This window comes from Streptococcus handemini, from assembly GCF_040984445.1.
Lineage (GTDB): Bacteria > Bacillota > Bacilli > Lactobacillales > Streptococcaceae > Streptococcus > Streptococcus handemini.
Genome location: NZ_JBFRYH010000063.1, coordinates 1 through 11,942, shown reverse-complemented (window position 1 = coordinate 11,942; position 11,942 = coordinate 1). Strand labels below are relative to the sequence as shown.

Here is an 11,942-nt window from a genome sequence, read left to right as displayed (position 1 = left end):
CGGTTGGATTTTGGAAAGAAAATGAGCATGCGTCGTAAGAAATATGTCCTTAGTCTATCCTTTGACCAGTATTTAAAACGATTACTTTAAATCAAAAAAGTGTTTGAGGTAGAAAAAAGCCGAAGACCGTTTCATGCGTTTGTCGTGGCATAACTAAGCAGTTTATTGGCTTTTTTGAAAAATATGGTATAATAGAAGTAATTTTGAAAGATGGAGTTAGATTTTGAAGAAAACGTATCGTGTGAAGCGTGAACGTGATTTTAACGATATTTTTACACAGGGTAAGAATGTGGCCAATCGGAAGTTTGTTGTCTACCGATTAGCTAAAGAACAAGCGCATTTCCGAGTCGGTTTATCTGTCAGTAAAAAATTGGGAAATGCAGTGACGCGCAATAGAATTAAACGTAAAATCCGGCATGTTTTGATAGAAAGCGCTCCTTATCTAGCAACGGATGATTTTGTAGTCATTGCTCGTAAAGGGGTAGAAAATCTATCCTATCACGAAATAAAACAAAATCTTCTGCATGTTTTGAAACTAGCTAATTTATACCAGGAAGGTGTTTCGCTTGAAAAAGAACATTAAATGGGCGAGCTTACTCACCCTGTCCTTGCTCTTACTGACAGCTTGTGGCAGAGGAGATGTAACCAGCCAATCGACCGATGCTTGGGAACGATTGATTTATTGGTTTGCAAGTATCATCAAACTGTTGTCTATCAATGGACAGTTGGGAGTGGGGATTATTCTCTTTACCATCTTAGTCCGCACGCTCCTCTTACCACTTTTCCAATTGCAGATGACCTCATCTCGGAAAATGCAGGAATTGCAACCTCAATTGCGAGCTTTGCAAGAGCAGTACCCAGGAAAAGATTTGGAGAGTAGACAACTTCTGACAGAAGCTACTCAGAAGCTCTATAAAGACAATGGTGTTAAAATGTCTGCCTCTATGATTCCTGTCTTTATCCAGATGCCGATTTTGCTTGCTCTCTATCAAGCATTGACGAGGGTACCAGAACTGAGAGTAGGACATTTCCTTTGGCTAAACCTTGGAGAAACAGATCCGTATTACATCTTGCCTATTTTGGCTACTGGACTTACTTTCTTGAGTATGTGGCTGAGCAATAAGGCTGCGCCAGAGCGCAATGGTGCGATGACTGTCATGATGGTTGCGATGCCCGTGTTCATTTTGGTATTTGCCCTTACAGCAGCAAGTGGTGTTACCCTCTACTGGACGGTATCAAATGCTTACCAAGTATTCCAAATCTTGGTCTTGAACAATCCCTTTAAAATCATTGCAGAACGTCAAGCAAAAATCGAAGCTGAGCGGGAACGTCAGGCTAAGATTCGCAAAGCTCAGAAAAAAGCACGCAAAAAGAAATAGGATATTAGGAGAGAGAAGATGAAATTTACAGGAGCAACAGTTGAAGAAGCCATCCAAAATGGATTAGCAGAATTAAACATTCCTCGTAAGAGAGCACATATCACCGTACTTGCCCGTGAGAAGAAAGGTTTCCTAGGTTTTGGGAAACAGCCGGCAAAGGTGGATATTGATGTAATCAATGAAACGACCGTTGTCAAGGCTAATCAAAAAGCAGTACGTGGTGTTCCAAGTGAAGTTAATGAGCTGAATGAACCTGTCAAGAGTGTATCAGAAGCAACGATTGATCTTGGCAAGGTTGTCGCAGCTGTGAAAGAATTTGAGAAAGCAGGTCAGCACTTGGAAGATGCAGTCAAGGAGAAAATCTTAAAGAATAAAAAAGATCCTAAAACAATTTTAGCGGAAACGGGTCGTATTGAAATTATCAAAGATGAAGATTTGATTGATCAAACAACCGCTGAAACTGAGATGACAAGTTTTGAAGATTTGGACATTAAGGTTGAGCAACAATATGATATTGATCAAGTAGTTGTAGAAGTTTCGGACTATATTCAAGAAATTTTGGATGACATGGATGTGGAAGCGCGCATTGAATCAACACACAATCGCCGAACCATTAATCTTCAAGTTGATACTGATGAGCCAGGTCGTGTAATTGGTTATCATGGGAAGGTCTTGAAATCTTTACAATTATTGGCACAAAATTTCCTCTATAACCGTTACGAACGTAATTTTTATATCACCATTAATGTCAATGACTATGTAGAACATCGTGCAGAAGTCTTGCAAGGCTATGCTCAAAAGCTCGCTGAGCGAGTGTTAGAAGAGCAAGAAGCCTATCATACGGACCCAATGTCCAGCAGCGAACGGAAAATTATTCACCGCATTATCTCGAAAATGGATGGTTTAACCAGCTATTCAGAAGGCAGTGAGCCGAATCGTTATGTCGTTGTCGATATTGACGGAAAACATGATTAAAGGGAATAGAAGTTAAGTAGTAGCGCTTGGCTTCTTTTTTAGAAACGATTTGGTTACAAGGGATGAAAAGGAAATGGAGGCATCACTCATTTTTTCTGAAAATTTCTTGTATTTCCGATATATTTTCATAAAAAGAGAACAAATTCTCCAATTTTAGAGGAATGTTGAGCGAGAATAACTTGACAAAGCTAGTAGAATCAGATAGAATAGTTAAGTATGTTTAGTAACTGATCAAAACTAGCCGGCTAAACGAATACAAAATCTATGAGGAGGTATTCATCGTGAAACGTACTTTTCAACCAAGTAAAATCCGTCGCGCACGCAAACACGGATTCCGTAACCGTATGTCAACTAAAAACGGCCGTCGTGTGTTAGCAGCTCGTCGTCGTAAAGGACGCAAAGTCCTTGCAGTGGCATAATAAAAGGATAAAAAGCCAGCAGAAACTCGAGTCTGTTGGTTTTTTTGTCGCAAAAGCGGTATAATGGGAGGGTGACAGCGAATGGAGTTGGAGAGGAGGAACCTCGTTGTATCAATCCAGCAATGATTGCATCAGAGGCTTTCAAACCTTGCTGAGCGATGGAGAACAGTAGTTACTTTTCTTATTTTGATTTCGTTGCCTCATCAGATGTTAGTTTTTTATAGAGTATCAGTTATGAAAATAGGGGATGCCCCTGTTGAAATAGTAATAGGAGAAAAAGATGATTCAGATTTTTGACACTCATACACACTTAAATGTGGAAGAGTTTGCAGGGCGTATTGAGGAAGAATTGCAATTAGCCCATGAAATGGGTGTAACACGAATGAATGTAGTGGGGTTTGATGAGCCGACGATTGAACGTGCCTTGGATTTGGCAGAGCACCATGAATCGATTTTCGCAACCATTGGTTGGCACCCGACAGAAGCAGCTAGTTATACGGATGAGGTGGAGCAGTATTTGCGTCAGTGCCTCACGCATGAAAAAGTCATTGCCTTGGGGGAGATTGGCTTGGATTATCACTGGATGACAGCTCCTAAAGAAGTGCAGGAACAGGTTTTTCGCCGGCAGATTGCACTTTCTAAGGAATTTGACCTGCCTTTTGTTGTCCACACTCGTGATGCCTTAGAGGACACCTATGACATCATCAAGAGCGAGGGAGTAGGACCTCGTGGTGGGATTATGCACTCTTACTCAGGTTCTTTGGAAATGGCAGAGCGGTTTGTCGAGCTTGGGATGACGATTTCCTTTTCAGGAGTTGTCACTTTTAAGAAGGCAACAGACATTCAAGAAGCTGCGCTTCATTTGCCACTTGATAAGATTTTAGTAGAAACAGATGCGCCCTATCTAGCTCCTGTTCCCAAGCGTGGGAGGGAAAATCGTACTGCCTATACCCGCTATGTGGTGGAGAAGATTGCAGAGCTCCGTAGCTTATCTGTGAAAGAAGTGGCCAGTAGAACCTACGCTAATGCGCAAGAGTTGTTTGGGTTAAAAGACTGATATGAAGCGGAAAATAGCAGAAATTATCGTAGTCGAAGGTCGAGATGATACGGCTAATCTCAAACGGTTTTACGAGGTAGAAACCTATGAAACCAGAGGTTCTGCCATTTCGCAGGCGGATCTTGAGCGGATTGAGCGCTTGAATGACCTACATGGAGTGATTGTTTTTACAGATCCAGACTTTAATGGTGAGCGGATTCGGAAGATGATTATGGCAGCTGTTCCAAGTGCCAAGCATGCTTTTTTAAATCGAGATGAGGCAGCGCCCAGTTCGAAAACAAAGGGGAGATCGCTCGGTATTGAGCATGCTACTTTCGAGGATCTAGACAAGGCGCTCGCACAGGTGTTGGGTACAGCTGAGGGACAAGCTAGTTTTGACATTGCACGGAGCGATTTGATTCGCTTAGGATTTCTTGCAGGGTCAGACAGTCGTAAGCGCCGAGAATACCTCGGTGAGCAGCTCCGCATTGGCTATACCAACGGTAAGCAACTCTTGAAACGCCTAGAGATGTTTGGTATTTCCTTAGCAGAAGTCGAGGAGGTCATGGAGGGGTATGAGTAAGAAAGTGATACTATTGCGTGGCTACGCTGACAGGGCAAAATCGCATTCCCAAGATGTCTTATCTGGTAGAAATCTTGGAGGAAGCGGGTTTTCAAGAGGTCAAGACCTACATCCAAAGTGGGAATGTGGTGTTGCACACGAAAGGAAGCGATGGAAAAACCAAGCGGCTGGTTCACGATGTGATACGTGACAAGATTGGGGCTGATTTGGCGATGAAAAGCTGGTTCAAGGCAGCGAATGCCTGTACCTGTATCTGCCACGTGATGCGAAAAAGAAACGATTATACACGAATTATCTCGAAAAACGCTTGGACAGCACCATGACGGCACGCAAACTGAGTGTCGTCGAACGGCTGATGGGGATGTAGGGAGCGGAGAAAAAATCTATCGCCTTGCTCTTTACAGGCTTTATATTGAAAAGAAAGGAATTGAATATGAGCTAAAAGTGTCGAGAAGTAGTGGCTTTTTCAGTTTTAGCTTGTATGTACTTTTAGAAACAGAAAGGAACTGGACCCGGGCTACGGCTGGTGCCAAAAAGATAGTTTTCTTGCAGATGTCAACATCTTCATGCAAAAACTCCTATTTTGGCTTTGACCGTTTCACGCCCTTGGTATCTTATATGAGAATTGCAGATTATAGTGTGACGCGTGCGATTTTGGAGCGTCATGGTTTTACGTTTAAGAAGTCTTTTGGTCAGAATTTTTTGACGGACACCAATATCTTACAGAAGATTGTGGACACGGCTGAGATTGATGATTCGGTCAATGTGATTGAAATTGGTCCAGGGATTGGAGCCTTGACAGAGTTTTTGGCAGAGCAGGCAGCGGAGGTCATGGCCTTTGAGATTGATGAGCGCTTGGTGCCGATTTTGGCTGATACGCTTCGTGATTTTGACAATGTGACCGTGGTCAATCAGGATATTTTAAAGACCAATTTGGAAGAAGCCATCAAGCAGTTTAAGAATCCTGACCTGCCAATCAAGGTGGTGGCTAATCTTCCTTACTACATCACGACACCGATTTTGATGCATTTGATTGAAAGTGGAATTCCATTTAGCGAATTTGTCGTGATGATGCAGCGTGAGGTGGCAGATCGGATTTCTGCTGAGGCGAACACTAAGGCTTATGGTAGCTTGTCGATTGCGGTGCAGTATTACATGACGGCAAAAGTTGCCTTCATTGTACCACGGACAGTCTTTGTACCAGCACCAAATGTCGATAGCGCCATTTTGAAAATGGTGAGACGGCCTAAACCTGCGGTAGCGGTGACAGATGAAAGGTTCTTCTTCAAGGTGGCAAAAGCCAGCTTTACCCATCGTCGCAAAACCTTGTGGAACAACTTGACCAGCTATTTTGGAAAGGCAGACGGGGTTAAAGAAAAGTTAGAGGTGGCGCTCGAGTCAGCAGGCCTGCAACCCTCTGTCCGCGGGGAGGCCTTGACATTAGCGGATTTTGCACGATTGAGTGATGCGCTGCAAGAAGCAGGATTAGGTTAGGGGAATACTGGAAACGAGGCTAGAATTAGCTTCGTTTTTCTTTGATTTTACTGGCTAATAGGGGCTATTTTGCTTGATTTTTGGTATAATAAGGACAAGTATATGCACTGAAATGGAGATTAGAAGAATCAACTTGCTAATCTCCAAGAAGAGAAAATCAAAGGAGCGGATTTGCAAGGGATTATTATGAAGGCCTTAGCTGGATTTTACTATGTAGAGTCCAATGGGCGTATGTATCAAACGCGAGCGCGTGGAAATTTTCGGAAAAAAGGACAGACGCCCTACGTAGGGGATATTGTTGATTTTTCAGCAGAAGAGCAGTCCGAGGGCTATATTTTGAAGATTCATGAACGAAAAAATAGTCTCGTACGACCTCCGATTGTCAATATCGACCAGGCGGTGGTCATCATGTCGGCCAAGGAGCCTGACTTCAATGCCAATCTCTTGGATCGCTTTCTGGTGCTCCTAGAGCAGAAAGACATGACACCGATTATCTACATCTCAAAGATGGATTTGTTGGAAAATCAGGATGAATTAGAGGTTTACCGTGTGATTTATGAGCGAATTGGCTATCATTTTGTCTACAGTGTGGAAGAATTAACGCCTCTCTTGAAAGACAAGGTGACGGTTTTTATGGGGCAGACAGGAGTTGGAAAGTCAACTCTGCTCAATAAAATCGCCCCAGAGTTACACTTGGAGACAGGAGCTATCTCAGACAGCCTAGGTCGAGGTCGCCATACAACACGTGCGGTTAGCTTTTACAATGTCTATGGTGGAAAAATTGCAGACACACCAGGATTTTCTTCTCTTGATTACGAAGTAAAAGAAGCAGAAGCGCTCACGGACTGTTTCCCAGAAATTGCAGCAGAAAGCCAATTTTGCAAATTTCGGACCTGCACCCACACGCATGAACCAGATTGTGCTGTCAAACCTGCGGTAGAAAGCAAAGACATTTCCCAAAGTCGTTACGATAATTACCTACAATTTTTGGCAGAAATTCAGAATGTGCGTGAAACCTATAAAAAAGTCAGTAAAAAAATAAAATAGAAAGTTGGAATGCCTATGTCACACTATAAAATCGCCCCTTCTATTCTTGCGGCGGATTATGCGAACTTTGAAACAGAGTTAAAACGCCTTGAAGCAACAGGGGTGGAATATGTGCATATTGACATTATGGACGGTCATTTTGTGCCCAATATTTCTTTTGGTGCAGATGTGGTGGCGGCCATGCGGCCGCATAGTAAGCTGGTCTTTGATTGCCATTTAATGGTGTCAAATCCTGAGCAACATATTGAAAATTTTGCGCAAGCAGGAGCTGATATTGTGACCATTCATGCAGAAGTGACTCAACATCTTCATGGAGCCTTACAAAAAATTCGTGCTACAGGAATGAAAGCAGGTGTTGTCATCAACCCAGGAACACCTGTCGTGTTGATTGAACCTGTCTTGCATTTGGTGGATCAGGTATTGTTGATGACGGTTAATCCGGGCTTTGGTGGGCAAGCCTATCTTCCAGAAGTAGCAGAAAAAATAGCAGCAGTAGCACGTTTACGTGAAACGAAAGACTTATCATTTGATATTGAAGTGGATGGTGGAATTGACAACCGAACCATTCATTCTGCGAAAGAAGCAGGGGCAAATGTCTTTGTGGCAGGTTCGTACCTGTTTAAGGGGGACTTGCAGGCTAATGTCAATGCCTTGAAAGCGGCTCTGCATGACTAAGATTGCTCTTGTTGCAGGTGGAGATAAGGGAAAAATCCCCACTTCCTACGACCTCTTTGTGGGAGTAGACAGAGGTGCTCTGTATTTATTAGAGGAGAAGTTGCCACTCGATGTGGCAGTTGGTGATTTTGACTCTGTATCGTTTGAAGAAAGGGAGCGGATTTGCCAAGCTACGGCTATTTTCATAGAAGCACCAGCTGAAAAAGATGATACGGATTTGGAGTTAGCGCTAAAAGAAGTCTTTGCCCGTTATCCGAAGGCGCAGGCGACGGTATTTGGTGCCTTTGGTGGACGACTGGATCACATGATGAGTAATCTCTTTCTAGCCAGTGAGCCGGATTTAGCGCCTTATATGCGGCAGATTGAGCTGGTAGATGACATGAATATTGTGCGCTTTTATCCAGCAGGACGTTATAAGATTTCCCCGATTCCAGGGATGACCTACGTGTCCTTTATGCCGTCAGATGACAGTCGTTTAACGATTGCTGATGCCAAATATCCTTTAGAAGAGAGCAATTATTTTGTCAAAAAATGTTACAGCAGTAACGAATTTATCGGAAAAGAAATCGAATTTACAATAGATAAGGGCTATGTTGTTCTTATCTACAGTCGTGATAGGAGGTAGAATGGCGTATATCCTAGCCTTTATAGCAATAGTCATCTCGGTCATTACCCTGTTTCGTTTAGAGCAGTATGTGAAGCGCTTATCTACACAAGCAGAAGATGTTGCAGATCATCTATCCGACCAGCTGACTTATCTCTTTGACCAGAAAAATCAACAGACCTTTGCCCAGCAGCAAGCCCTGCATCAGGATATGACGGAGTTACGTCGTGAGCTTTATCAGCAAATGACTGCTTTACGACAGGAAATGCACCAACTTCTTTCTCAGAATCGTGATGTGGCAGACCAGCGTTTGCAAGCCATTCAAGATTCTAATGAAAAACGGCTGGAGGAAATGCGGCAGACAGTCGAAGAAAAGCTGGAGCAGACCTTGCAGACGCGCTTACAGGCCTCTTTTGAAACCGTGTCTAAGCAGTTGGAATCTGTCAACCGTGGTCTAGGTGAAATGCAAACAGTGGCGCGTGATGTTGGTACACTCAATAAAATTCTCTCCAATACTAAGACACGTGGGATTATGGGAGAGTTGCAATTGGGGCAAATTATCGAAGATATTTTGACACCATCTCAGTACGAGCGGGAATTTGCAACGGTGGTGGGCTCAAATGAACGGGTTGAATACGCCGTGAAATTACCAGGTCAGACCAAGGAAGACTATGTCTACCTTCCCATTGACTCCAAGTTTCCCCTCGCAGATTATTACCGTCTAGAAGAAGCCTATGAAGTGGGGGACAAGGGGCAGATTGAGTTACACCGTAAACATCTCTTGGCTTCTGTCAAACGCTTTGCTAAGGATATTCAGCAGAAGTATCTGAATCCGCCGGAAACGACGAATTTTGGTATTCTCTTTTTACCAACAGAAGGTCTTTATTCTGAAGTAGTTCGTAATCCGATTTTCTTTGATGAACTACGACGGACAGAGCATATTGTGGTGGCGGGGCCGTCAACCTTATCAGCCCTCTTGAATTCCTTATCCGTCGGCTTTAAGACCTTAAATATCCAACGTTCAGCTGATGACATCAGTAAGGTTCTGGGAAACGTCAAGTCAGAATTTGGCAAATTTGGAACAGTATTGATGAAGGCTCAGCGCCATTTACAGCATGCCTCAGGCAATCTAGACGATCTTTTGACACGGCGGACCAATGCGATTGAGCGCACCCTGCGCCATATTGAATTACCAGATGATACGGACTCGTTTACCCTATTGAATTTCCAGGAGGAAGGGGAAGAAGATGAAAATTAACCAAATGAGAAAAGATGAGCTTTTTGAAGGCTTTTATCTGATTAAGTCAGCTGATGTTCGGCAGACAAGGGCTGGAAAAGACTATCTTGCCTTGACTTTCCAAGATGATACTGGAGAGATTGAAGGAAAGATATGGGATGCCCAACCAGGAAAGATTAAAGATTTCACGGCAGGTACCGTTGTCCATATGCAGGGGCGGCGTGAAGTCTACAATAATACACCTCAGGTTAATCAGATTATCCTAAGGCTACCAAAGCCAGGTGAGCCAATGGATCCAGCCGATTTCAAGGAAAAACCACCTGTCAATGTAGAAGATACACGTAAGTATCTGAGTCAGATGATGTTTCAGATTGAAAATGCTGTTTGGCAACGCATTGTACGTGCCTTATATAGCAAGTATGACCAAGAATTTTATTCCTATCCAGCTGCTAAGACCAATCACCATGCCTTCTACTCAGGGCTATCTTTTCACACAGCGACTATGGTGCGCTTGGCAGATAAGATAGGCGATATTTATCCGCAGCTCAATAAGAGTCTGCTCTTTGCAGGGATTATGTTGCACGATTTGGCTAAGGTCATTGAATTATCTGGTCCTGACAATACCAACTACACTGTACGTGGCAATCTCATTGGGCATATTTCTCTGATTGATGAGGAGATTACCAAAGTGCTGATTGAGCTAGGGATTGATGACACCAAAGAAGAAGTGACGGTTTTACGCCATGTTATTCTCAGTCACCATGGTTTGCTTGAATATGGTAGCCCAGTTCGTCCACAGGTTATGGAAGCAGAAATTCTTCACATGATTGACAATATTGATGCGGAGATGATGATGATGATAACAGCTTTGGATAAGGTGGGACCAGGTGAGATGACCAGCCGCATCTTTGCCATGGACAATCGTGCCTTCTACAAACCAGATATTGACTAATTAGGCAAATCATCGAACGACTTATTCAGTTAGAATGCAGAATACTGATATTTTATAGGCGTCGAATATCAATAAAATACGAAAAAAACGAGCTAATGGATAAAAAAAGTTCGTTTTTTCCGTTTTTATGGTATAATATTAAAAAAGCAAAGAAGGAATCGACTATGAAATTAAGAAGAAGTGAACGAATGGTTGTCATCTCTCATTATCTCATCAACCATCCTTATGAATTGACGAGTTTAAATATGTTTGCAGAGAAATATAGTTCCGCTAAATCGTCGATTTCAGAAGATATTGCCATCATAAAAAAAGCCTTTGAGGAAAGCGCGATTGGACACATTGAAACCATTACAGGGGCAAGTGGTGGTGTCATTTTTACTCCTTCAATTTCAGAGGAAGAGTCCCTTGCAATTGCAGAAGAATTACGAGGTCAAATGGCAGAGAGTAGCCGGATTTTACCAGGCGGATACATCTATTCTTCTGACTTGCTCTCAACCCCCCATATTCTGAAAAATGTTGGCCGGATTATTGCGAATAGTTTCAAGGATGAGCAGATTGATGCGGTGATGACGGTTGCGACAAAAGGTGTTCCTTTAGCCAATGCGGTTGCTAATGTCTTAAATGTCCCCTTTGTCATCGTGCGCCGTGATTTGAAAATTACCGAAGGCTCAACCGTTTCGGTCAACTACGTATCTGGCTCGAGCGACCGTATTGAAAAAATGTTCCTCTCAAAACGCAGTTTAAAGGCAGGCAGCCGTGTGCTGATTGTTGACGATTTCCTTAAAAATGGTGGAACCATTAACGGGATGATCAGCCTTTTATCAGAGTTTGACAGTAGTTTAGCTGGTGTAGCTGTTTTTGCAGAAAACCAAAAAGGAGCTCGCAACGTAGCAAATTACAAGTCATTGCTTGCTGTTACCAACATCGATGTCAAAGAAAATAAGGTCGATGTCGCATTGGGCAATATTTTTCTATAAAGATACTCGATGAATATCAACAAAAAGAAGCTGAGGACGGTTGTTCCAGCTTCTTTTTAGGAGATTTTATGAAAAAGAAAAGTTTTTAGGATAGATAGAGTATAACCTGACAATCTTAAACTTTTCTTAAATCTCAATTTATTTTTTCTGAATTGGCTAAAGTTTGTGTTGCCATGAGTCGTTGGACCTGTTTTGGTCGGATTAGAATCAGACCAATTAGCATGACAACCAACCAGATACCGATTGCTATCCCATTTGGCTTGGAAGTGGATTTGAAACCTGCTGTTGCTAAAATCGTCCCTAAGTCAATCATAAAGTGGATGAAAATGGTCTACCAAAGACTACCTGTCCGAAGGACAACTGTGGCAAAATCAATCCCTAGTTAGCTGACAGCGATAATAAACTACAAAGAAAGAGCATTTAATGGTGTCTCATGACATGTTTATAATTCATTCCTTTCGTTTCACTCAAGGCACAACACTAAATGAAAATGTGTTGTGCTCTTTATTTTGCTCTATAATATAAAATGAGAAGGCCAATCACGACTACAAATCACGGGGAGGA

General features: G+C 42.7%; 14 protein-coding genes and 1 pseudogene. All 15 read left to right on the top strand.

Annotated features, from left to right (window positions below):
* Window positions 1-223 precede the first annotated feature (223 nt).
* The 15 genes and pseudogenes from rnpA (at window position 224) to ABPH35_RS08925 (ending at window position 11,764) form a co-directional block, all read left to right on the top strand.
* On the top strand, window positions 224-583 hold the full coding sequence (gene rnpA / locus ABPH35_RS08995) for a ribonuclease P protein component (protein WP_349989416.1): 360 nt from the start codon (window positions 224-226) through the stop codon (window positions 581-583).
* Window positions 567-1,379 (top strand): YidC/Oxa1 family membrane protein insertase, encoded by an 813-nt coding sequence (locus tag ABPH35_RS08990; protein WP_349989415.1) that lies wholly within the window; start codon window positions 567-569, stop codon window positions 1,377-1,379. Before rnpA ends, ABPH35_RS08990 begins: the two co-directional genes overlap by 17 nt.
* Window positions 1,380-1,397: 18 nt before the next feature.
* On the top strand, window positions 1,398-2,354 hold the full coding sequence (gene jag, locus ABPH35_RS08985) for an RNA-binding cell elongation regulator Jag/EloR (RefSeq protein ID WP_349989414.1): 957 nt from the start codon (window positions 1,398-1,400) through the stop codon (window positions 2,352-2,354).
* A 281-nt stretch (window positions 2,355-2,635) separates the two neighbouring features.
* Complete coding sequence (gene rpmH, locus ABPH35_RS08980; RefSeq protein WP_018368178.1) at window positions 2,636-2,773, top strand: 50S ribosomal protein L34; 138 nt, start codon at window positions 2,636-2,638, stop codon at window positions 2,771-2,773.
* Between the two features lie 283 nt (window positions 2,774-3,056).
* Window positions 3,057-3,830, top strand: coding sequence for a TatD family hydrolase (locus ABPH35_RS08975; protein WP_349989417.1), 774 nt, complete (start codon window positions 3,057-3,059; stop codon window positions 3,828-3,830).
* A 1-nt stretch (window position 3,831) separates the two neighbouring features.
* Complete coding sequence (gene rnmV / locus ABPH35_RS08970; RefSeq protein ID WP_349989413.1) at window positions 3,832-4,392, top strand: ribonuclease M5; 561 nt, start codon at window positions 3,832-3,834, stop codon at window positions 4,390-4,392.
* Window positions 4,385-4,759 (top strand): annotated as a pseudogene (locus ABPH35_RS08965) (DUF1697 domain-containing protein). The gene rnmV and the pseudogene ABPH35_RS08965 overlap by 8 nt, the downstream one beginning before the upstream one ends.
* A gap of 251 nt (window positions 4,760-5,010) precedes the next feature.
* Complete coding sequence (gene rsmA, locus ABPH35_RS08960) at window positions 5,011-5,886, top strand: 16S rRNA (adenine(1518)-N(6)/adenine(1519)-N(6))-dimethyltransferase RsmA (RefSeq protein WP_349989412.1); 876 nt, start codon at window positions 5,011-5,013, stop codon at window positions 5,884-5,886.
* Window positions 5,887-6,057: 171 nt separating this feature from the next.
* The gene (gene rsgA, locus ABPH35_RS08955) at window positions 6,058-6,933 is read left to right on the top strand and encodes a ribosome small subunit-dependent GTPase A (RefSeq protein ID WP_349989411.1); all 876 of its coding nucleotides are present in this window, start codon (window positions 6,058-6,060) and stop codon (window positions 6,931-6,933) included.
* Window positions 6,934-6,948: 15 nt separating this feature from the next.
* Window positions 6,949-7,608, top strand: coding sequence for a ribulose-phosphate 3-epimerase (gene rpe, locus ABPH35_RS08950; protein WP_349989410.1), 660 nt, complete (start codon window positions 6,949-6,951; stop codon window positions 7,606-7,608).
* Window positions 7,601-8,233 (top strand): thiamine diphosphokinase, encoded by a 633-nt coding sequence (locus ABPH35_RS08945; RefSeq protein WP_349989409.1) that lies wholly within the window; start codon window positions 7,601-7,603, stop codon window positions 8,231-8,233. The genes rpe and ABPH35_RS08945 overlap by 8 nt, the downstream gene beginning before the upstream one ends.
* A 1-nt stretch (window position 8,234) precedes the next feature.
* Entirely contained in the window at window positions 8,235-9,470 is a 1,236-nt protein-coding gene (locus ABPH35_RS08940) for a DNA recombination protein RmuC (protein WP_349989408.1), read from the top strand.
* Window positions 9,460-10,401 (top strand): 3'-5' exoribonuclease YhaM family protein, encoded by a 942-nt coding sequence (locus ABPH35_RS08935; protein WP_349989407.1) that lies wholly within the window; start codon window positions 9,460-9,462, stop codon window positions 10,399-10,401. Before ABPH35_RS08940 ends, ABPH35_RS08935 begins: the two co-directional genes overlap by 11 nt.
* Before the next feature lie 164 nt (window positions 10,402-10,565).
* Window positions 10,566-11,378: a pur operon repressor gene (gene purR, locus ABPH35_RS08930; protein WP_349989406.1), complete on the top strand. Its 813-nt coding sequence runs from the start codon at window positions 10,566-10,568 to the stop codon at window positions 11,376-11,378.
* A 173-nt stretch (window positions 11,379-11,551) separates the two neighbouring features.
* Complete coding sequence (locus ABPH35_RS08925) at window positions 11,552-11,764, top strand: hypothetical protein (RefSeq protein WP_368849755.1); 213 nt, start codon at window positions 11,552-11,554, stop codon at window positions 11,762-11,764.
* Window positions 11,765-11,942: the final 178 nt, after the last annotated feature.

What these genes read in the sequence shown, in the direction of transcription:
- jag (WP_349989414.1), top strand. Translation starts at nt 1,398, where the DNA reads ATGAAATTTACAGGAGCAACAGTTGAAGAAGCCATCCAAAATGGATTA.
- rnmV (WP_349989413.1), top strand. Translation starts at nt 3,832, where the DNA reads ATGAAGCGGAAAATAGCAGAAATTATCGTAGTCGAAGGTCGAGATGAT.
- rsmA (WP_349989412.1), top strand. Translation starts at nt 5,011, where the DNA reads ATGAGAATTGCAGATTATAGTGTGACGCGTGCGATTTTGGAGCGTCAT.
- rpe (WP_349989410.1), top strand. Translation starts at nt 6,949, where the DNA reads ATGTCACACTATAAAATCGCCCCTTCTATTCTTGCGGCGGATTATGCG.
- ABPH35_RS08945 (WP_349989409.1), top strand. Translation starts at nt 7,601, where the DNA reads ATGACTAAGATTGCTCTTGTTGCAGGTGGAGATAAGGGAAAAATCCCC.
- ABPH35_RS08940 (WP_349989408.1), top strand. Translation starts at nt 8,235, where the DNA reads ATGGCGTATATCCTAGCCTTTATAGCAATAGTCATCTCGGTCATTACC.
- ABPH35_RS08935 (WP_349989407.1), top strand. Translation starts at nt 9,460, where the DNA reads ATGAAAATTAACCAAATGAGAAAAGATGAGCTTTTTGAAGGCTTTTAT.
- purR (WP_349989406.1), top strand. Translation starts at nt 10,566, where the DNA reads ATGAAATTAAGAAGAAGTGAACGAATGGTTGTCATCTCTCATTATCTC.
- ABPH35_RS08925 (WP_368849755.1), top strand. Translation starts at nt 11,552, where the DNA reads ATGAGTCGTTGGACCTGTTTTGGTCGGATTAGAATCAGACCAATTAGC.